A 22757-nucleotide genomic window follows, 5' to 3' on the forward strand; every position below is an offset into this window, starting at 1 on the left:
AGATGTGTATAAGAGACAGTGATAATACTATTTAATGAGTTATGTGACTTAGGTTAGTTACCCGTGGTTAAGGAGCGAAAACAAACTTAGTCTTTTTTGATATGAAAAGTTTTTATAAAAATAATATGTAAAACATGTGTAAAAAAATTTATATCAAGTGAACACTGCCAAATTAACTAGAGAATCTAGATGATAGAAATGGCTTGTATGTGCTACAGTTAACATCATTTTTATTTATATAGAACAGAAGTTACAATCCCTACGCGTTAACTTTTAGTCCAAACACTTAAGAATGAGCATATTTAGTTTCAATCTCATAAAATGCATCTAAATTAGTTAAACGGTTTCTTTCAACCATAGTTATCATAAATTCATCTAGATTTTTACTGGAACCAGTTGCTTTAAGTTGACGTAAATAATCCTGAGTTCCTTTAATTGCAGCTTTCAAAGGTCCATTAGCATATAATGCAATTTTAAAACCTATACTTTCAAGCTCTTCATTTGTAAGTAATGGTGTTCTCCCACCTTCAACTAGGTTTACAACATTTGGTACCTTTGTAGTTTTTGCAATTTCTCTCATTTGCTCAACAGAGGTAGGTGCTTCAACAAACAAAATGTCTGCACCAGCTTCAATATAGTCATTGGCACGCTCCATTGCGTCTTCAAATCCATAAACAGCAATTGCATCCGTTCTAGCAATTAACAATGCATCGTCACCCATAGTATCTTTTGCTGCTTTTATTTTATTAATCATCTCTTCCTTTGAAATCAAGGCTTTCCCTTTAAAGTGACCACATTTTTTGGGCATAATTTGATCTTCCATCTGTAATGACGCTGCTCCAGCTTTACAAAATTCCCTTACTGTTCGTGTGACATTAATTTGATTTCCATAACCGTTATCAATATCAACGATAACAGGAATATTAACTGCGTCAACAATTCTTCTCGTATTTTCTAACATTTCATACATGGAGGCTAACCCCATGTCTGGATACCCTAAAATCATATTTGACATTCCAGCTCCAGTCGCATACACCGCTTGAAAACCTTCATCTTCTACAATTCTAGCAAGTAAAGCTGTTGAAGCACCAGGAGCAACTAATATGGAATCATCTTTAATTAATTTTCTCAACTTTTTCACTTGTTCCTTCATTAGTTCAACCCTTTCCGATTTTTAAACAGACTAATAGTTCCACTATTCTGATTTCTAGATATACTTCTATTTACTTTCATTTTATACGTGTTTTCCATATTTTTTAGGGGTAACAATGCCGTCCTCCATTGCAATATTACCTCTAATGATTGTGTAAACTGGCATACCTTTTACCTTCATACCATCATATGGGGTTATCTTTGTTTTACTTTGATGTAATTCCTTATCAATTACTGTTTCTTTCTCCATATCTACTATAGTAAAGTCAGCATCAGATCCAACCGCTATACAACCCTTCTGTGGAAATAAATTAAACAATTTTGCAGGATTTACTGAAGATAGGTTAACATATTGTTCCAATGTAAGTTTTCCTTGATTCACTAGAGTTAACATAATTGGAATACTTGCCTCTAGTCCTAAGAACCCTGATATTGATTTTAGTACATGTCCAGAAGCATATTTATCTTCAAAAGTATGTGGTGCATGATCAGTTGCAATCATATCAACGGTCCCATCTAGAATTCCAGCAAGTAGAGCGTCCCTATCTCCTTTTAAACGAATAGGGGGGTTTACAAACATTGCTGCTCCCTTTTCTTCATAGTCCTCATCTGTAAAAATTAAATTATGTGGCCCAGTTTCACAAGTTACTTTAACGCCTCTTTGTTTTGCAGAACGGATGATTTCTACAGACTTACCTGCTGAAATATGTGCAATATGCAATCTACCTCCAGTATCTTCTGCTAGCATGATTGCACGTTGAATGGCAATAGTCTCTGCAATTACAGGACGTGATTCCATATGAGCTCTTGGGTCCTTTCTATTTTCTTTGAATAGTCTTTCCTTTTCAATTGCGCAAATATTCGTATCTTCCGCGTGTACAGTTATAGGGCATTCCGTTTCCCTTAAGGTTTTAAGTGCCGACCAAAGGGAGGCATCATCAGCCGTAGGGGTGTTCATAGATGACTTTCCCATCATAACTTTAAATCCACGGACACCATTTTCTATTAGTCCATGTAATTTGTCTAAATTATCTGGTTTGATAATAGCATATAGGGCATAATCCACATGTGAGCGATCACTAATAACTGATAGCTTTTCTTTTAACTCTTCTATCCCTTGGATTTTCGGATTATTATTTGGCATATCATAAACTGTAGTAAATCCACCTGCTACTGCAGCTGCAGAACCAGTCGCAAAATCTTCCTTATGGGTATGGCCAGGATCACGAAAATGTACATGTGGGTCTATACACCCTGGTAGTATATATAGGCCATTAGCATCTATTACTTTTTTGACTTCCCTTTCTACGATAAGGGAAGCATTTTCCATTAAAGCAGTAACTTTTCCGTCAGTTACTACAACATCTGCTTTCTGACTCCCTTCATGAGTTACTAATATCCCGTTTTTTATCAACAAGTCCATAATGTATACCTCCGACTTTGAGTATTTGAGTTTCATATACAATAATTTAAGTACCTCGAGGGCTTTGAACTCAGTTTGATCAATTTTTTAAACCATTTTAAAATCGCTCTTCTCACTTTCTAGGTTGATAGGTCCATTATACTTTTTCTGATATAAAAACATTGCCACAGTGATTATTAATGCCACTATGGTTGTAAAAACGGATGGTATAAAAAATAATCCAGTAGTTACAAGCATGATTAAACGAAGTGGTAAGTTAAGCTTTCCATTAAAATAACCGATAATAAATGCTGCATATGGTATAGTAGCCATCGTTGCCCCAAACATTGCCCATATCGCATTAAAATTAAGACCATTTGGCATCAAGATTTCACTATAAATAAACATTAGTGGCATTATTAGTATAAAAGCACTGAATTTTAATGCATTTATACCACATTTATAAGGATTCGCTTCTGCAATACCTGCGCCAACAAAGGCTGCTAAACTCACTGGTGGAGATACATTAGATGTTTGGCTATACCAAAACAGAAGAAAATGGACAGCAATTGCTGGAACTCCGAATTCTACAATAGCGGGAGCTGCAAGAACAGCAATTAGTATATATGCAGCTGTTACGGTTAATCCCATACCAAGAATGTATGCTGCAAAGAAAGCCATTAAAATTGCAATGATGAGTGAGCCACCTGATAAGGACATGATGCCTGTTGTAAAGCTAAATCCCAGCCCTGTTAACATAACACCTGCTACAACAATACCAGTTGCTCCAGCTACAGAACCAATAGTGAGACTACCATCTGCGCCACCTTTTAATCCAACAATTATATCTTTGAAAAACCCATTTGTTACTTCTTTAACACTCTTTTCATTTCTTTTTAGTAATCTTACAACCAATGTTATCCCAATCATACTTATTATCGTCCAATAAATGGATCGTTGGGCAGATATACCATTAAACAATAAAACAATCAATAATATTAGAGGAATTAAAAAGTGAAAACCATCCTTCAAAATTGTCATAACATCAGGTCTTTCTTCCTTACTTAAAGGACGGATATTATGTGCTTTCGCATAATAATGAACAATCATATAGACTGAAAGGAAATAGATAATAGCAGGAACAAACCCTACTTTTACAATTTCAACATATGGAACTCCTAGCATATCAGCCATGATAAATGCCCCTGCACCCATTACCGGTGGCATGAACATCCCACCTGTTGAAGCTGCTGGTTCAATAGCCCCTGCAACCTCTCTACGATATCCAGATTTTATCATCAACGGAATGGTAAAAGCCCCAGTAGCTGCTGTGTTGGCGGTAGCACTACCCGAAATAGAGCCGAATAACCCGGAAGCTACAACAGCTGTCTTAGCAGGTCCTCCAACAAGCCCACTCGTTAATGCATAAGGCAGACCAATGAAAAACGCACCTGCACCCAATGATTCCATTAAGGCCCCAAAAATAACAAACAACGTTACAAAGGTTGCTATAATGTAAAGAATAGAACCAAAAATACCTTCAAGAGAATAACTGTATCCCGCGATATATTGCCATGAAAAGCCCTTTGTTCTTAGAAGATGGGTGATCCATTCTGCATCCCCAAACAGTGAATATAGCACAACTCCAATACCAACCATTGGAAAGATTGGTCCGAGTACTCGACGACTAACTTCAAGACAAATTAGCATTGCTGCTGCCGCAATATAGTACTCATAATTATGTAAATTTCCTACTCTCAAGAGAAGTTCATCAAAATTCAGAATCCAGTAGCCAAAAACAAATATGGATAATCCTATCATTAAGATATCCAAAAAACTTACTCTATCCATTGGAGATTTCTTGCTGAATGGGAACTTGAAGAAAACCATAATCGCAATCAGCATTGCATAAAGACCACGTTGATATTGAATTGGTACGTTACCAAGAAATGATGGACCAGAAACATACAAGAATAACAAGCTAAACATTATTGCAATCACCACATATATATGTGATGACATACCAATTAGATTTCTTGGTTTAGCTAATCCTGCAATACTAATAAACCGTTCCATTATACTTTTTTTTCCTGGATTACCAGCGTTCATTTAGTCAACCCCCTTATTGAAAATTCAAATGATTATACATGGAATAATAACCTTGAAAATTCACTCGTTTTCTGTTTATCTATACCGATATAAATAAGTTCAGGAACTACCTACTTTTATTTATTTATAATATCAAGGATATCTGTAACATTATAGCTTTCTAGATTATTAATTATTTCAGCTAACTGATCTCCTTGTTGTTCACTTAGTTTATGATTAGTTAGTCTATTAAACTTATATCTTCTTTCTTCAGGAGTCATTGGGTTCTCAATTGATCCTTTTGGATAAGTTGCCATTACCTTTATTTCTGTACCATCTTTCAATGTAGCAACAGCCCAACAACCTGTGCTGTTTGGAAACTCAGGATCACATATACTACTTACCTTTTTGCTAATATCGTAGACGTCTTGATTTCGATTTCCAACGGCTTCTATATAATCTTCGAAGAAATTGGCTCCAGTTACAAGACCTAATGCCACAGAGAAGCACATACTTACTTGAGCATCATGATAGGATTTTGGTTCCTGATTAGTGTGGTAATCTGCCCATGCAGGATGTCTGAATACATCAACTTTTTTGATATCCCTAATTTGTTTGCCACTTTCTAGGATTTGTTTACGGATACCCAATGCTGCATCGATTGGTGCATGGATTGGACGTGCACATGCATACGGTTTTAACTCAATTTCAAAAATATAATCACCTTGCTTAGGAGATTTAAGCTTACTCCAGTCAACCTCGTCACTATATGAGCGGCAAATACCTCTTTTTCCTTCAAATATTGTATCAGCACCAGTAAATCCTCTTTGAGCTAAATTAACAGAAACAATAGAATTATGTGCTGCTGGACCTGGATTGAAACGTTTTTGCATGGATTCGCCATACATTTCTAACATACCAGCTACTTGTGAGCCAGATAAGCCAAATGCACTAACAATCTGCTCTTCTGTTAATTTCATCATTAATGCACTAGCTACCGTTGCTCCAAATATTCCTAATGTAGGAGTTGTATGAAAACCTCGATTACGTAACGATGGATTCATAGCTAAACTTAGACGTTCCATCATTTCAACACCAGCAGCTAACGCCGTAATGAAATCTTTTCCCGACACATTTAATTTTTCTGCAATGGCAAAAGCAGCTGAGTAAATAGGTGGACTAAAATGGAATAAAGCAAGTCGATCGATATCATCCAACTCTATGCTATGTGACGCAACCGCATTTGCAAAAGCTGCGCTTTCAGCAGGAACTTTTATGTTAGAGTCAAATAATGTTGCTTCTCCCCTTCCACCTTTGTCTGCAAAATAACTACGAGTAATTTCACCTGTTTCCGTTAATGTACCTTTTAAGGCTACACCAAGATAATCCATCATTAAAACTTTAATTCCTTCAATTGTTGTAGAAGGTATATCCTCATATTTAAATTCATTGATAAAATAATTCGCAAAATCTCTAGCGATCGTACTCAAAATAATCCTCTCCTTATTAAAGTTAATATTAAAAATTAGATTAGTAATGCAACCTCTGCACCTTCAGCAGTTGCTTGTAAAATTCGTCTAGGTTTTACACAATCTCCTGCTGTGTATACTTTTCCTTTATAGTCTGAATTTTTAATTTCTGTCTCTAAAGTTAGATTCGATTTAGCACCCAATGAAAGAACAATACTATCAGCAGAAAAAGTTACCTCTTTACCTTCAAATTCTCCTAATACTTTGTTTCCTTCTATACCTAATAATGATGTTTTCGGATGAATTTGAATATCTGTCTGTTCTAATTCATCCAACAAATGAGCGCGAATAAGTGGTCCAGCATCTTTTATTATCCTTTCATTTCTATCAATAATTTCGACTTTTTTGCCCTTCTTCCATAGATAAAGAGCTGTTTCAATTCCTACCAATCCCCCACCGCATACGACAACTTTTTCGCCAACCTCTGTACCTTCTAAAACTTCCCAGCCAGTTATAACATTCTCTTGTTCTACACCAGGTAGAGGTAACATAAGTGGACTAGCTCCTACAGTTAATACAACTGCTTCAGGTGAACTTTTTAGGATTGCTTCCTTCGTAACTTTTTCACCTAGTTTTATTTGAACTCCTAAACGAGTTAGTTCATGTTCATAATATTTAATAATTACTCTAAAATCATCTTTTCCTGGAGGAACAAATGCAATCTTTACCTGCCCCCCTAATTTTTCAGTTGCTTCAAATAGTGTTACATCATGTCCTCTCATGGCAGCGACTCTTGCGGCTTCCATTCCTGCAGGACCACCACCGATTACCCAAACCTTTTTTCTGGAAATTGTTTGTTCAATTTTCTCTCCTTCTCTTCCAACAAAAGGATTATAAATACATCCAAGGGGATTTTCCTTGGCAAGTTCTTCGTAACATCCCTCTAGACATCCAATACATTGGCGAATTTCATTCCTTCTTCCACTTGCGACTTTTGCAACGAAATCAGGATCACTTACTAAGCCACGTCCAATTGTAACAAAATCAGATTCGGTTGCTTCCAATATTTCCTCTGCTCGTTCAGGAGTTGTAATTCTTCCCATTATGGATACTGGGATATTAACTACACTCTTAATCTCTTTCGAATAATTACTGTAACATCCATGACTAACTGAAGGTGGAGGCATCATAATTAACGCAGTTTTGGGGCTTTCCGTATTTCCAACTGATACATTAAGTAAATTGATACCTGCTTTTTCAAGTTCACGAGCAAAAATTTTGGCTTCTTGTAAATCCACACCATCAGGTTTAAATTCCTTCGCACACAAACGAAAACTCATTATGAAATCCGAGCCCACTTCTTTACGGATAGCTCTGACAATTTCAAGTGGAAATCTCATTCTATTTTCAAGAGAGCCACCATACTCATCATCCCTTTTATTGCTATATCTAGATAAAAATTGATTAATCAAATAACCATGAGCACCGTGGATTTCCACTCCATCATAGCCTGCAAGCATAGAGTTCTTAGCATTTACAACAAATCGTTGTACCATTTCCTCTATGTCGGTCTTATTCATTACTTGTGGAATTTCACCTGTTAATAGATGGGGTACTGCAGATGGACCTATGCAGATACCTTTTGCAGTATTTAATTCTTTGGAAGAAGAAAGAAGACGACCATTGTGATTGAGTTGCTGCAGAACAATCGTTCCCTCTTTATGTAACGCTTCCATGAATTCTTTTAGTTTAGGAATAAATATTTCATCATCTAATAAAAGAGACCCTTTTCTCTTCCTAGCTCTTCTGTCGACATAGCCAGGAGCAATGATAATCATTCCCACTCCGCCTTTTGCTCTTTCTATAAAATAATTAGCATACCTACTACTTACAGACCCATCTTGATTCGCGAAGTTATTATTCATTGGAGCCATAATGACTCTATTTTTCACAGTAACTCTATCATTCAATTGATATGGAGATAATAAACGATCATAAGACATAATCTGAGTGTCCTCCTTTATGCAGTTCTCAATTTTTAAAAGTTTTTACCATCCATAATTTTCAAATACACTTTCCCTTACATATACATAACCTTCCATTATCATTCTAGCCGTACGTCCAATCGCTGCTCGATTGACCACATATTGATTTTCATTTTTCGTAACATCAACTTCAACTTCAATCACCCCTGATGGATGCCCAAATCGAATATAACCTTTATTCATATCAATAGATTTTATCGCATCATTTACAATGGTTCCTGGTATTTGCGATGCAACAGAAATTGCGATAGAACCTGTACCCGCATATGTTTTATGCATAATTTGCATAAACAACATCCGAGCAACAAAATCTACAGAACCTTCAGGTATCAATTCTCCGTTTTGGAAATTTTTATATCCTTGAGACTCTGCAATTAGTGCTATGTGCGGGGTATTCCTTCTTACTTCAGAAGCTGAATTAGGGGTATCTGTCAATCCAATAACATGTGTTGCATAAGCTCTAATGGCTTCAATTTTTTTAAGTAAGTCTGGCTGTGAGTCTAGTTCTTTTGGTTCTTCAATTCCTTTTAAACCAAGATCTTTTGCACGCACATAAATTTGGCATGCCCCACAGTCTACAATCGAAACTTCTACTTTTCCCACACCTGGAACAGTAAGAATATCCTTGACATTTCCAGTTGGTAGTAAAGAACCAGTAAGGGCACCTGCAGTTCCCGCCATATCCATTAGGATTTTTGCACTTGTCCCCGACACACCTGCAATTTCGTAATCTCCAACACAGGAAGCTTTGCCATTTTTAACAGGGACTTCTGCAATAACCTTTTTTCCTGTATTTGTATTACGCATGACTACTTTTGTAATTCCCTCTTTTGCATCTACGATACCAGCGTTTATGGCGAAAGGACCTACACCAGAGGTTATATTACCACACATAGATTGATAGAATATTTTTGCTTCCTCTATTGCAACCTGACCAAATGTATATTCAATGTCAATACCTTTTTCTTTAGAAGGGCTTACGATTGCTAGTTTACTCGTTAATGGATCAGCGCCACCAAGACCATCTATCTGTCTTTTATCCGGGCTTCCGAAAATTGACAGAAGTACGCGGTCACGTAATTCTGGATTACTAGGTAAATCATTTTTCAAGAAATATAGTCCTTTACTAGTTCCACCTCGAAAAATCGTACATTTTATCGGTCTCATTTCATTCATTTTCTTCCCACTTTCTTTTAATTTAATGCTTTTAAACTTTCGAAGGAAGAATTCTCTTCCTTCAAAAATGTAGTTATAAGTCATTAATTATTTGGAACTGTGAACCCTTTGCTTTCCCAGAATTTAGCAGCAGCAGGGTGAAGCGGAATTTTTGCATTTGCTAACGGATCCTCCGGATTATGGTTAGGTCCAATTGGATTACTTGTAAGAGCCGCTTTCTGTGCTTCTTCATTGTATGCCCATGTCATATACTCAGTTAAGATTTCATCATCCATGTCTTCCATCGTTACAATTGATGTAGCTAGCCCAAATGTTTTTACTTCATAATCAATTCCTTCATATGTTCCACTTGGAATTGTATAAATCTCAAAGTATGGAAATTCTTTTAGGAAATCATCTAAATAAGGTGATAAGTCTAATAAACGGATATCATTCGTAACGGAAGCCTCAGTAACCCTAGCAGATGGAGCAAGTCCTCCCACTGTTATCATCGAAACAACATCATCCCCTAGTCCAGTTACAGCATCTTCATTTCCAAGTGGTACTTCTGTAACCTCATCGATAATTCCAGCCCACTCAAAGAATTTATGTGCCCAATTTCGTGCACCTGAACCAGAGGCCCCGATATGCACCTTTTTTCCTTTTAAATCCTCAAGGGTGTTTATACCACTATCAGCTTTTACAACAAATTGCAGTGGTGATACACCTGTAGTAGGACCTACGAATCGTAATTTATCATTTTCTTCATATCCAACAAGAACTTCATCATTATAGACAGCACCTAACTCACTGACTCCATTAATCACATTGTTTTTGTTTTCGGTTGAACCTCCAGAGGTTGTTGGAACTACCCGAATCATTTTGCTATTTTCATTAATGTATTCAGCAATTGGTGCATGTGTTGTAAAATACATCCCCGTAGTTCCTCCTGTTGAAATACTAACAGTTGTGACTTTTCCAGAGGAAGCGTTTTCATTTACATCTGAAGAAGTTGATGAATCACTACATGCTGCTAGAAACATAAGAAAAACACCTAAGATTGAAATGACAGTTAAATATTTTTTCTTCATTTTTTATCCCCCTATTCTACAAAATTAAATTTCTTCAAGACTGCGTATTAACCCAACCACCCCCATAAGTTTAATAGTTTGATACCCGCCGGAAATCAGATGAAGGAATACCCACAGGAAAGAGTATTCTGACTACATTGTACTTTCTGATAATTCTTTATATTTTAGATTATAACGTTGGATTATCTATTTGTATAATATATAATAACTATTAACACTATAAGTCGAGGCTATAAAGCTACAAATCTGTCCATTTTAATGAAGTGAATTTTTAATGACGATTAGGAGGTTTAAAGTGGATATACGTGATTTTTCTTATATTTTAGCTATTATTGATAATGGAAATATGACTCGTGCAGCTGAAAAGTTACATATTTCTCAGCCATCACTTAGTATCTATATCAAAAATTTAGAGGAAAGATTAGGAGCTCCTTTGTTCGAAAGGATTGGAAATAAGTTGTCCTTAACCGTAGAAGGAAAAACATATGCTAACTATGCGCGACAAATAGTTAGCCTGAATAATGACTTACATCAAAATCTTAAAAATATGAATCAATTAAAGCAAGGTATTGTAAAAATTGGACTTACTATATCAAAAGCAAATTTGATGCTACCAAAAATTTTTGTATCGTTACAAAAACAACTTCCTAACATTTCTATTCGCTTTTATGAAGCATCATCAGAAGTGTTGGAAACAAAAGTGACAAATCGAGAACTTGATTTTATTCTTGTAAATCACCCTTTTCGATTACATGATTTGGATTATATCCATCTTTTCGATGAAGAATTTATGATTGCTATCTCTTCGAGTTCTCTAAAATCAATACCTAATTTACATACTTCAGCAAATCAAAAATGGCTTGATATCAAAATGTTAAAAAATGAGAATTTCATACTTGCTACAAAGGGGCAAAGAACGAGAGAAATAGCAGACTATCTCTTTTTATCAAATAACATGTACCCTCATGTTGTAATGGAAACCTATAACATAGCTACCTCTCTAAAACTCACTAAGAAAGGTATAGGTATTTCATTTTTACCAGATTCCTATTCAAGCTTTCTATTAACTGATCACAATGATGTGAAGTTATACTCAGTTGGTGAACCAACTATTACCAAAACTGCCTATGTAATTGCATTTCCTCATAACTGCCATTTTTCAGTTGCTGCTAAGGCTGTTATTGAAAACCTCTGTAATATTCTACCTTTTGAATCAAAATAAGTTTAGTTTTTCTACCTTAAGAGAGGTTTTTAATAGTTTTGTAGAGAAATCCGTAAATCTGGAGATATTGGAAGATTATTATAAAGTAATGAACAAAAGAATCTTGTGTTCTCCGATTAGAGATACCTCAACGAGGAATAAGGGGAGTCCGTCTCATAGTTGTGACAAATATGTCTCTTGATTCAGGATTGTGCAAAGTGTGCTCTATCCATTGAGACGGTATGTAAATTCCAATTCAAGCTAGTCAGCAGCTACATTTGTTTCAATAGACGTTTTACAAAAACGGAAAATATGAGGCCACCACATTCGAATGTTCCAATATTTCCTGACGACGAGTTCCATCATTATTAGAAAGTCATCCATAAGAATTGAATATACAACTGTGCGAAAGTAAAGAAAATTAATGTGAAAAGCCAATTGCGTTTGAATGTGTTTTTAAAAGAACTTAATCCATTAACACTACTAAGTAATAGACCAGGTGTCGTAAATGGAGAGTTCAAGATGCTGAGCAAGGATCCTGTAGCTAAGGATAAGACTACTAGATGAGCTGGATATGGAAGAGTAATCCCTTGAAGAACTCCTACGACTAGTACCATGGACGCTACTGGTGGCATCCCAATAAATCCGAGAAATGCCAATGTAAATGGTATAATAAATAGAAAATTCATCCAGGAAACTTTTTCTGAAAATTGATACATTACTTCGACTATGGCTTCATCAAAATCTGTATGATTTAAAGATGCTACGACAAAACCTGCTGTAAAGAAAACTACAACTTCCTTTGCTTTAAGCGGAATTTCTTTTTTCATAAAAAAGCTTAACTTACTAATAAAAGCGCGAATATCTTTTTTTACGAGGAAGAAAGTAATCGTCCAGATGATCGCCACTAAGGGCAATATGATTAGTAAACTCAGAGGTAAAAGAAAGTAAAAAATTACAATACTCCCTAACAGACTAATTAACAAAACAATAAATTCATTAATCGTTTTTTTCACAATTGAATTACTTGGAAGATCATTAGTTAAGTTTATAGTAATTTCATTATTTAAGTGGATGTTGTCTTTATTATTTATAAAGTGAAAGATGAATACCGAGATAAGGATGCCACAAAAAGATAATAGAAAACCATTAAGAAGCGTTAGTGATAAATCAGCATGTAAAACTTCAACCCCATAAGCAAAACTTGGCAAACTAATCGACCAAAAGGTAATTAAACCAAACGCTCTTAAAATAGCTGTACTTTTTAAATATTCCCATGCTTCTTTGTACTTAGAATTTAAAAAATCACTAATAAAATGATAAGTGACCGGTATGGATGCAATTAATAAAAAACAACTTATCAACTGGGTAATAGTCATAATCCCTAAGTATAATCGAGTACTTGTTTTTAGAAATCTACTGAAATAGATTATAATACTTTTGATATAGTTTTCATGTTCAAATACCCAACTAATCATTGGAACAACAAGTATAATCACAATAATATTGCTCATCTCATGGATTCCATTCCAAATTATCACCAAAAAATTAGTATCCGAATTAAGATTACTAAATCCTAAAGATAATAAAAATAAAAAAATTGGAAGGATTAAATGATTAATCCCTATTAGACAAAATGATAAAAGTAAACAAAATATGCCTAGTGAGGATAGGACTCTAAATAAGAATTCACTTGGCCAAATTGATTGAATGATAGTTAATATCGTAAATAAAACTATAAACAATGTAAAACAAGCGTTAATTATTAACCGAAACACGTTTTACCACCCACTAAATATCAAATTATGTATTCCATAAGCCTATTGCCAAATAAATATTATTTATTTCTAGAATAGAATATTATGATTAATTCGGAAGAATTATCTCAAATTGTCAAAAAAACACTATTTAATCATTTACTTTATCAAAAACTCCTCTCGATACTCGAAACTTACTTTAACAACCTTCGGAGTACCGATTGTTATATATTTCAACAAAAATGCTGTTACACCTTCTAGAATATCTAATTTACTCTTTTTCAGAATCTCTAGTTTCTCAGCCACTTTAGATTTGCTGAATCCTTTCTTAAGTAATTGTTGTTTCTATATACATCTCCCACTTATTCACATTTTGTTACCTCCACACTTATGATAATTCTAGAAATCTATTATTTATCTTACAGTGACTGAGGAATTATTTAACTGCTAATGGAAACTTTGTAACACTCAGATGCAAGAAATATTATTTGCGTAAGTTTGCAAACATTTGAAAAATTATCTAAAGCTATAGAAGATTACATATATCTCTAAAATCACAATAAATATCAATAACTACTAACCACCTAAGCCCTATGGAATATAGAGCTAAAGCCGTTTAGTTACCTTTTTATTAATTCCACTGTCTACTTGACAGGGGGTAGTTCATTTTTGGACATTCCCTTATAGTTATTGAATGGTTGTTCTTATTGAAACACCCCGTAAGTAAATAATAATTATATTTTCACCATACAAATTTAGATAATATGACCATTAACTTCAACTGTTCCTGTTCAGTCACCCATTCGCAAATGGTTAAAATTGTCCAATGAGGAAGATGTCTTTTCGTATAAATAATTTGCCTCAAAGTTATAGCGGTTTACTCACCCACCATACCGTCATTATCATTATCGCGCATATAGGGGTATAACCAATGATCACTCGTTATTGGCATACTGAAACCTGCTGCTTTTGCTACTTTAATCGTTACCTTTCCATTACTGTTTGTATCAACACTAGAAATATCACCGTTTGTATTGGAGTAGTTGAATTAGAGGGTTCACTTCCTGTTAAACCAAGTGATGCGTTAACTTCATCAGAGTTCACATTGTCAAAAGTATCAACGATCTCGTTACCCATTAAAGTATACTGATAACTTGAAGGAATCTGCGTATTCGGATATGTGATAATTGCTTCAAAATTAGTGGCTCCACCTGCCCTACGGAACGCATCTTCCATATAAGCTTAATCACCATGTCGGTTGAGCGTACTATCTTGTGGGGTAATATTATAAGCATTCGATACCCCTCCGAGAGAATCAGCAATGATATGTCCTTCATCTAAAACGTCTCTTTCGACACCAGGAACCTTTGCCTCATCGGAATAGTATCTGCCAGACGATAATACAGGTTCGGTCCGATCATTTCATATTCCCACATGCTTTTTCACTGTACATGCTTTCCTTTTTCAGACGGGATATCAAATACTTTTCCAAATTCTTATCTGTACAGAAAACATAGCAGCCTTTTTGACCTCTTGTCATCAATGTACGATATGTGTTGCGGATTATTTTATCTGCAACTTCCTGTGCCTCATCAGGACTTTCTTTTAGCATTTTCTTAATTCCTTTGAGAGATTGATCAGTTTTAGCACGTTTCGTGTAATCCGTGATAACTTGTCCATTTTCATAGCGTAAATCATCACCGATAATAACACCAACATAATCAAACTCTAGGCCCTGACAAGTATGAATACAGCCTGCTTCATGTATTGAGTTTTCATCAATAGCCCATGTGGTTGTGCTGTCTAGGTTCCAGCTCATACCAAAATTATGTTCTTCAATTTTGATATCATGATAATTCGATTTCGTACGGTTACCCTTTGGCCACTCCCAGCAATAACCTGAAACAATTCTAGATTTATTTTTGATTTTGTTTTTCTTTTCAATTTCGCTTTTCATCTCATTTGGATCAGAAAACACTTTGAAATCGTAGTCTAATCCCATATCATTGGGATTTGCTGTTTCACGAATCTGCAAGACATCATCAAGCCATGCAATATAGCCATCTGAACCGTCACATCTAAACTGTGAAGCTAGAACCCCCGATGTTACTTCTGCTCCATAATCTTTTGCATATTTTCTAATCATCTCTACGCTACCAATATCCTTCAATGTCACCCGTTGATTTTCATCAATAAAGAATATAGACATTCTAGCAGTGTGAATGATTTCTTTTACCTGGTTCTCACCCAAATTTTGAAACATTCCTGACTTTTCATTAAGACGATGGGCTTCATCCACGATCAATCCGTCTAATTCATCTTGTTCCGACTCTGTATAGCTTCCAGAACCTTTAAAAAGATTATCAATTCTTGTTTTTCTAAAATCACCTTTTAGCTTTGTGGAATATACATTCCTTGGAGCTGAGTTTTTTGTCACGTATTGGCAGGTCATCGCTTTATTGGTTGATGCAACTAATAAATTGATAGCTAAAACGGATTTCCCTGTGCCAGGTCCACCTTCAATTATCATGACTTGTTTAGTATCTGTTTTAATTGCTCTTTTTGCCAACTGAAGTGCCGTTTCATAAAATACCTTCTGTTCATCAATCATGACAAACTCTTCGTTACCCTTTAGCATGTTAGATAACGAGTCCTGAAGTGATTTTGAGGGTCTGATTCTTCCCCGCTCGATTTGATATAAAATTTCTTTTTGATCACCGAGCTTAATGTATTTCTTTATAAAACTTCGTAGTTTGTCAACTTCACCTTTTGCATATACTGGTGCAAGATTAAGATAGTAATCATAATGTTCATCAGTTAACGGGTCATTTGGGCGGATACGATAGTTATGTAAGTACGCACATGGCTTTAATTGAATAAATTGCTCTTGCACATTTTCATTGTAATCTTCTATTAGTGCGGCATAGGACCACGCTTGATAGGATGGGTGAGTTACTTCGTGCAATCCGCGGTTGATGGCAGTTTTAACAATCGCCTCTTTCCCCTCAACCTTTTGTACTTCTGACCATTGTTTTAGTTCGACAATAACGACAGAATCGTTCTTTCCATCATGTCCTGACAAAAGAAAATCTACTCTTTTTGAAGTGTATGGAATTTTATATTCAATAGCCACGCCAGCATCATCTGGAATTGATTCATCATTTAGAACACGATACATATGTAACATAGAATTATCCCAGGATCGTATTTCCGACTCACTTGTGCGTCCTAGCTTCAATTCAAATTGATTCAGAATATGAGAAACAAGCACATCTTTATCAACATGTTCTAAAAATTCTCTTTTATTTGCTTCATAGACGATCATTTATAGGGCCTCCGTAAATAGTAATATGAATATTTTACCATATTTATTAAGAACGGAAAGTGGCTTAACATAATAAGAACAAACGATCTATGATTTCTTATATTATAATTAATCTATAATAAAGAGCCCTAACAAAAAACCTTAAGTCTTTCCTCAAAGAGCTTTTTTTTCGCTTCAAAATCTAAATCAAATAAGGGTTTATCTGGCTGTTTCTCATTATCGAGGCCAATCCGGAATTACTTCTACACGGGCTGGTTTTGTATAGAATTGCTGTTGTTTTTGCCTTTTAAATGTAATGCACGCTTTCTGTATCTCATTAATATTACGGTATCCTTTGTTACACCAATCTATTAATACTGCCTCTACATAATTCCAACGATTTGATCCATTTTCTAGAGCTAGTTTCATAGCCAAGATTACAAGTTTGCAAGATAATTCAGCACACCACGATTTTATTTTTTTCGAATAATAGTTACCGATTTTTCCAAATCCATTTTGTTCGAAAAATTGAAATGGGTCGTCTTCGTTGTCGTTTGCGGGTTTTGAAAAGAAGAAGTCTTTGATGTACTCTTTGAAGTAATCTCTGAAGTAATCTCTGGTATTGCCCTGCTCATGTTGGACACATCGTCTGTCCAAGTTGAACACTTGAGCTGTTCATTTTGAGCAGATGGGCTGTCCACTTTGAGCACATCGTCTGCTTCATTTGGACACATCGATTCTACATAGTCGGGTAATAGCATCTCAGTTTCTTCTTCTAAAACATATAACAATTCATTTTCGTCCGCTATTAGTTCGTCTAGTTTTTCATAGTTAATTGTGTACCATTTTGTGTGATCCATTTTCATTTTGTTGAAATTGCCGGAAATTAGAAAACCGTTCTTCTCTAACTTCGAAATAGCCCTTCTAATCGTACTTTTTGAGATAAATGAGATTTGCTTCGCTAATTCATCATACGTGAAATATACCCATTTTCGTTCCTGTCGGATATTTTTGCTGCGTAGAAGCCAGTAATGGATCTGTTGAATGATAACGCCTTCATTTCTTCCGATTATCGAGGCTAGTGTTGGAAGAATAATTAAAGGGCTTTCGTTTAGTAATAATTTTTCATTCATTTGTGATTGCCATCCTTTTTGCGGTATTTTTTGCGAGGTTTTTTTATAGTCCAAGTAGTGAATGTGTTTGCAATTGTTCCGGTGTTGAATAATTTAAGATGCACATGGCTGTACGTTGGTATTGTTTTTGTAAGACATAATACGATTCATTCATCGAAAGTGATTGGTTATTTTTAAAATGAATAAGGGATTGGATTGTTGAACTTGGAACCTTTGGAAGATCAATCGATTTAATGTGGTGAAAGAAAATCCAGTTGCACTCAAACGTGGTTGGTGAATGAGTAGGAAATGCGAAGATCTTTCTTCGGGGGTTAATCGGGATTGGTACTTTTTGCATGGCACCGGTTAAGTGGGTAACCGCCTTCCGTCTACCTTCATAGGAAGCACCACCTTCTAAACAGGCTGCTTTAATGATTTGTAAAGGCGTTTGCCTAACAAGTATTGTCTTATCCTCCTCACGGACAATTGCTGAATATTCAATTTCAGCAACAGACTGAATGGCCATCGTTTGATGTGTAATTTCATAGTAACTTTGAATTTGATTCATGTACTATCTCCTTTTTGGGGTTATTTTTCGGGGATTTTATTTAATATATTGCAGTGTAAGCAATGGGTTGCTTTAACGCTTAGGGGAAAAAATAGAATTACTCTTATCTTCTTAAACGAAAACCTTCAAGTATCTTAATTAGGACCTTCATAATTTGTAATAAATCCTTCTGTAAGTCTATTGGCTTGTTTTCAAGTAAATCTTTCAATGATAAAAGAATTTGAGTATTTTTTTCTTGTTTAACATCTTCATAATCTGTAAACAATTGAGCAGGTGATATTTCAAGAGCATTACATATTCTTTCTAAAATCTCCAGTGATACACTTGTTTCGGCTCGTTCAATTTCCCCTAAATGTTTCGTTGTAATATCGGCTAACTCTGCAACTTTTTCTTGTTTTAACTTTTTCTGTGTTCGAAACTTTTGGATCCGTTGCCCTACTAATTCAATCATAAAATCACCTCTAAAATTAGTAAATCCTAGAAGAAATAAAATGTGAATAACCCTGTAGGTTGTATTTAATCAAAAACCACCTATGGGGTTGTTTTTTAGAGATATTTTTTTTAGAGCTACCTTATTTTGCCACTTATTAGTGGTTTTTCTATTGGTTTTTTGGGTATCACGACACGTGGACAAAAAGAAAAAGAAAAAGAAAATAAAAAACAACAACAAGATCTTTATCCATATAAAGATAATAATCTAGAATCTCAGTAGTATTAGATTAGGTGTTTCCTTTTTAAATTTTTTTGATTTGGATGCCCCTTTTTACCCCTTTCCCCTCTATAACATAGGTGAAAAGGAGGTGAGGGACATGGCAGTATTACAAGATATTCAACGTACACAGTTACGCTTTGAGTTTGAAAATGGGATTGATGACAAAGGTCAGATGACGTACAAAAATAAAAACTACAACAACATCAACCCACTTGTAACAGCTGAAGATTTGTATGCAGTAGCCGTTTCAATCGAAAAGCTACAAAGTCTACAGCTTGTCGGACTTGAGCGAAATGACAGCTATTCACTAGCTAGTGACGGACAGTAAGTTTTAAAGAAAATGGATAGAAAGGGGGAATAACAATGGCAAAAACATTGGAAATGCAATTTAAAAATGAAGATGGAAAAACGGCGACTATTTCCATTGAAAATCCAATCGAACCTGTTGATGCAGTAGCGGTTTCCGCTGCAATGGATCTCATTATATCAACAAATGTGTTTCTAACACCTGGTGGTGCGATTGTCGAGAAAAAAGGCGCACGCGTTGTCGAGCGTAATGTTGAAACAGTAGAACTTTAATTGGACTTGGGCCAACTTTCTCTTTAGGAAGTTGGCTTTACTTTTTTAATGGAAGGAGGAGTTTGGGTGGAACAGTTCTTGCCTTTTATTCAAGAGGTTGGCTTTCCCGTCGTCGTGACATTCTATCTTTTGCACCGGATTGAAACGAAGCTTGATAGTCTCATTGACGCCATTCAACTGCTGCCACAAAGCATGAAGGCCGAACCGCCGTATGAGACCAAGAAAAGTATATCGTAGAGATTATGGCACCTGACTTATTTGAGTTAGGTGTTTTTTGAATGCAATTCTTTTATGAATTTTTTGTGAATATGAAGGATATTCCATGTAGTATGGAGTACTTAAATACAATAGAAAGGAGGAGAATCTAGTGTTTAAAACTGTTCATTGTCCTAATTGTAATATTGTTTATAAAAAAGATGATGAAGTAATATTAGACATGTATAATACTATTCATCATCAAGATTGCTTTCACTATGATATACCCATTAAAGATAGATGTTCCTTTGGGGAAATTTGTGAGAAATACGACTTTTTTAATGAGTTATTGCCATTAAATTAAAATCAGACTTTTTTAGCATCTGTCTTTAAAAAAATATTAGGAATACTTTCTTGTACCAATATCAGCGTCCATTATGATCAAGTTAGAGAAACCCACTGTGAAACTCAGCATCTATTGAATAAATCACGATTCTTTTCATTTCCTACAGTAGTCGCCCCCAACCATTCTTATATTGCTTATTAAGGATACCTGTGGTCGGGGTCATTATGGAGTTCTGAGTATTGATTTAATAAGGTTTTGTAAATTTGTGCGTGAAAATTGCGTAAAATAGTATTTTAATGTCTTTGTAAAAACAGCCCACATCCTAAAATGGATTGTAGTATTAAACCATGAAATAATATCAAATAGAGAGCTTTTTATGAAAGAGGCCCTCTATATTTACCAATACCTTAAATGATAAGATTAAAATTTATCTATTTCTAAGAAGGGTTCTAAATCTGTCCAATATCATTTCAGAATCCATATCAAGTTGTTTGCCAAGATTAATTACTTTTAATATGTATTCGTCTAATTCTGACTGTTGGTTCCTTGAATCAGCAAGTTTACTATTATAGTCAAAGAAACTAAGCTGCTCTACTTCCTCATTTTGTCTTACATTTTTAGTCATATTACTTCTTTGTGTAACCTTGTTCCTTGTAATGTTTTTATTAATTAGACTCTCCAGTTTATTAGCTAAGTTATTGATTATTTTATTATAATCACTTTCATTTTCAATCTTGCAAGCCAATTTATTATCTAACAAATAGTAAATACCTTGAGTAGCTTCTATTTCACGACTTTCCAAAGGTTCTGGACAAAATAGTAATCTTTCCTGATTTTGTGCAAACTTTATAGTATGTTGTGTCCCTCCTTTTAAAGGTGTCTGAACAGGACAAACCCCTAAAGATAGACCACTCTGAATCCTATCTCGTAAAACGAATGAATTTCTAAATGTCCTACCACCTAAAGGAGTCTCTGATATCAATAAACCGTTTCTGTTTATAATTTCATTTGCAAGTTCTGTATTTTCTTTAGGATATATCTTATCTAAACTTCCTGCTAAAACTGCTATTGTTTTCCCATTTATATTTAGAGCTCCTCTATGACCAGCAGTATCAATTCCAATAGCCAAGCCACTAACTATAACAAATTCTCTTTTGCAAAATTGTGCAGAAACCTTCATCGCTACTTTATATCCCATTTCGGTTGGATTCCTTGTCCCTACTATTGCAATTTTTTTATTATCCTTCAGTAGTTCAATATTTCCCTTACAATATAAAACTACAGGGGGATCCTCAATGAACCTTAATAGCTTAGGATAATATTCAGAAGCGATATCAATCACTTGAATCCCTTTACTTTTATGTAGTTTGATTTGTCTTTCAGCGTCCTCAATTTTTCTTGATAAATAAACATCATCCGTTATTTTCTGAAGTAACTTTGAATTTTTGACTGTGTCCCTTATATCTTCTATGTTTGTATATAGATCTGTCTGTGTAAGATTCGGAAAATAAGTATATAGTCTCTTTAAAGTTTTTACTCCCATGCCTTCGATATTGCTTAAAGCAATCCATAATGCGGTTGTCATAGTTTCACCCTCTATATAAGATTAAAAAGGTAATTCATCATCCTGATAATCTTCATAACTGTTTTGGCTCAAATAAAGTTCTTTTCCTTCCCTGAATGCTAGGAATTCTCCATCAGACGCAACCCAAAAAGGGCTTCCATCTCTATTTCTGAAGTTAAGTCGATACTCTTCTTCAAATTGATCTTTCGATTTCTTATGCGAAGGAGCATATGAGTTAGACTGCATTATTGCTAAGGGAAGGATAGTTACTTTCTCTGCACCGTGATCATATAATACTTTAGCACACTCCATAGCAGTTGAGCCACTGGTTAGAATATCGTCTATTAAAAGTACATGACCGCTGATATTTCCTCTTGAATTAAAGGCATTTAACACATTTAATGCTCTCTCGGTAAACGAGCCTGCTTGCTTTTGTTTACCATAATTCCGAACAGTAAATAAAAGATTTGTATCAATAATACTCCTAAAATCATTAAGTTCCTTGTGGTTAAGTAATAAATCTAAATGGTTCTCTTGTCCTGGCTTTGAGGGAACCGCAGTAATTATATTTATATCATTATATATTTTTTGGGTTAATTTAATATCTGTATTCAAACAATCTGCTAATGCCTCTACAGCATAGGATTTAAATTTTTTTAACCTAAGTATCATATTTGAAAGGCAGTGAATATAAGATCTAGGATCGTCATATACAAAATACCTACCCGCAAACATTAAGTTTGCTTTAATACTCCCATATAATTGGTGTCGAATTTTTCCTAGTGGATAAACATATCCATTTCCTCCAATTTGCTCAATGGATAATTCGTTAAAATTCCCGTATCTTTCATTTTTTAACAATATTTTTCTAAGTGTTTCTATATCTAATATTATATCCGGTAGGTGTTTATGGTCTATTTGATTAAAATCATCAATATCATCTGCTTCAAACAACAGAATGGTAGATAAATTAAATCTATGTGCTTGTTCCAAACATCTTATCGAGCAAGTAAGAAC

19 protein-coding genes and 1 pseudogene are annotated in these 22757 nt (G+C 34.9%); 4 read left to right on the forward strand and 16 right to left on the reverse strand.

Annotated elements, in window-relative coordinates; genetic code table 11:
* Positions 1-286 precede the first annotated feature (286 nt).
* The 7 genes from E1I69_RS20600 to E1I69_RS20630 all read right to left on the reverse strand — a co-directional run bounded on the left by E1I69_RS20600 (position 287) and on the right by E1I69_RS20630 (position 10402).
* Positions 287-1153: an isocitrate lyase/PEP mutase family protein gene (locus tag E1I69_RS20600; RefSeq protein WP_136381428.1), complete on the reverse strand. Its 867-nt coding sequence runs from the start codon at positions 1151-1153 to the stop codon at positions 287-289.
* An 81-nt stretch (positions 1154-1234) separates the two neighbouring features.
* Positions 1235-2575, reverse strand: coding sequence for an allantoinase AllB (gene allB, locus E1I69_RS20605; protein WP_161974951.1), 1341 nt, complete (start codon positions 2573-2575; stop codon positions 1235-1237).
* An 87-nt stretch (positions 2576-2662) separates the two neighbouring features.
* Entirely contained in the window at positions 2663-4663 is a 2001-nt protein-coding gene (locus E1I69_RS20610; protein ID WP_136381430.1) for a TRAP transporter permease, read from the reverse strand.
* 116 nt (positions 4664-4779) lie between these two features.
* Positions 4780-6132, reverse strand: coding sequence for an MmgE/PrpD family protein (locus E1I69_RS20615; protein ID WP_161974952.1), 1353 nt, complete (start codon positions 6130-6132; stop codon positions 4780-4782).
* Positions 6133-6167: 35 nt separating this feature from the next.
* Positions 6168-8114 carry an FAD-dependent oxidoreductase gene (locus tag E1I69_RS20620; RefSeq protein ID WP_136381432.1) on the reverse strand — a complete coding sequence of 649 codons (1947 nt, stop codon included), beginning with the start codon at positions 8112-8114 and terminating at the stop codon, positions 6168-6170.
* Between the two features lie 45 nt (positions 8115-8159).
* Entirely contained in the window at positions 8160-9332 is a 1173-nt protein-coding gene (locus tag E1I69_RS20625) for a 2-methylaconitate cis-trans isomerase PrpF family protein (protein WP_136381446.1), read from the reverse strand.
* Positions 9333-9415: 83 nt separating this feature from the next.
* Positions 9416-10402: a TAXI family TRAP transporter solute-binding subunit gene (locus E1I69_RS20630; protein ID WP_136381433.1), complete on the reverse strand. Its 987-nt coding sequence runs from the start codon at positions 10400-10402 to the stop codon at positions 9416-9418.
* 295 nt (positions 10403-10697) lie between these two features.
* Here E1I69_RS20630 and E1I69_RS20635 point away from each other — a divergent pair, with 295 nt between their 5' ends.
* On the forward strand, positions 10698-11624 hold the full coding sequence (locus E1I69_RS20635) for a LysR family transcriptional regulator (protein WP_161974953.1): 927 nt from the start codon (positions 10698-10700) through the stop codon (positions 11622-11624).
* Positions 11625-11971: 347 nt separating this feature from the next.
* On the opposite strand, the gene E1I69_RS20640 is transcribed toward E1I69_RS20635, so the two are convergent.
* From E1I69_RS20640 to E1I69_RS20665, 7 genes and pseudogenes are all read right to left on the reverse strand, one after another.
* Complete coding sequence (locus E1I69_RS20640) at positions 11972-13117, reverse strand: hypothetical protein (RefSeq protein ID WP_136381435.1); 1146 nt, start codon at positions 13115-13117, stop codon at positions 11972-11974.
* A 1120-nt stretch (positions 13118-14237) separates the two neighbouring features.
* Positions 14238-14782, reverse strand: a pseudogene (locus E1I69_RS25090) (DNA/RNA non-specific endonuclease); the annotation flags it as partial.
* A complete protein-coding gene (locus E1I69_RS20650) occupies positions 14778-16685 on the reverse strand; it encodes a DUF2075 domain-containing protein (RefSeq protein WP_136381436.1) in 1908 nt (635 codons plus the stop codon). The gene E1I69_RS20650 and the pseudogene E1I69_RS25090, both read right to left, overlap by 5 nt.
* A gap of 216 nt (positions 16686-16901) precedes the next feature.
* Positions 16902-17249 (reverse strand): DnaD domain-containing protein, encoded by a 348-nt coding sequence (locus E1I69_RS20655; protein WP_242634661.1) that lies wholly within the window; start codon positions 17247-17249, stop codon positions 16902-16904.
* Positions 17138-17797: a helix-turn-helix domain-containing protein gene (locus E1I69_RS25095; protein WP_242634662.1), complete on the reverse strand. Its 660-nt coding sequence runs from the start codon at positions 17795-17797 to the stop codon at positions 17138-17140. Before E1I69_RS25095 ends, E1I69_RS20655 begins: the two co-directional genes overlap by 112 nt.
* Positions 17798-17840: 43 nt before the next feature.
* The gene (locus E1I69_RS20660; RefSeq protein ID WP_136381438.1) at positions 17841-18344 is read right to left on the reverse strand and encodes a competence protein ComK; all 504 of its coding nucleotides are present in this window, start codon (positions 18342-18344) and stop codon (positions 17841-17843) included.
* Between the two features lie 103 nt (positions 18345-18447).
* Positions 18448-18795, reverse strand: coding sequence for a helix-turn-helix domain-containing protein (locus E1I69_RS20665; RefSeq protein ID WP_136381439.1), 348 nt, complete (start codon positions 18793-18795; stop codon positions 18448-18450).
* Positions 18796-19153: 358 nt separating this feature from the next.
* Between E1I69_RS20665 and E1I69_RS20675 the strand changes: the two genes are divergently transcribed.
* The 3 genes from E1I69_RS20675 to E1I69_RS20685 all read left to right on the forward strand — a co-directional run bounded on the left by E1I69_RS20675 (position 19154) and on the right by E1I69_RS20685 (position 19872).
* Complete coding sequence (locus E1I69_RS20675) at positions 19154-19384, forward strand: DUF1659 domain-containing protein (protein WP_136381440.1); 231 nt, start codon at positions 19154-19156, stop codon at positions 19382-19384.
* A gap of 35 nt (positions 19385-19419) precedes the next feature.
* Complete coding sequence (locus tag E1I69_RS20680) at positions 19420-19635, forward strand: DUF2922 domain-containing protein (protein ID WP_136381441.1); 216 nt, start codon at positions 19420-19422, stop codon at positions 19633-19635.
* A gap of 66 nt (positions 19636-19701) precedes the next feature.
* Entirely contained in the window at positions 19702-19872 is a 171-nt protein-coding gene (locus E1I69_RS20685) for a YvrJ family protein (protein ID WP_136381442.1), read from the forward strand.
* Positions 19873-20603: 731 nt separating this feature from the next.
* On the opposite strand, the gene E1I69_RS20695 is transcribed toward E1I69_RS20685, so the two are convergent.
* Complete coding sequence (locus tag E1I69_RS20695; RefSeq protein ID WP_136381444.1) at positions 20604-21761, reverse strand: DNA-processing protein DprA; 1158 nt, start codon at positions 21759-21761, stop codon at positions 20604-20606.
* 21 nt (positions 21762-21782) lie between these two features.
* Positions 21783-22757, reverse strand: a 975-nt coding sequence (locus E1I69_RS20700) for a hypothetical protein (protein WP_207308590.1), incomplete at its 5' end; no start/stop codon positions are given.

The sequence above is a fragment of the Bacillus timonensis genome (assembly GCF_004799755.1).
GTDB lineage: Bacteria > Bacillota > Bacilli > Bacillales > Bacillaceae_L > Ferdinandcohnia > Ferdinandcohnia timonensis_A.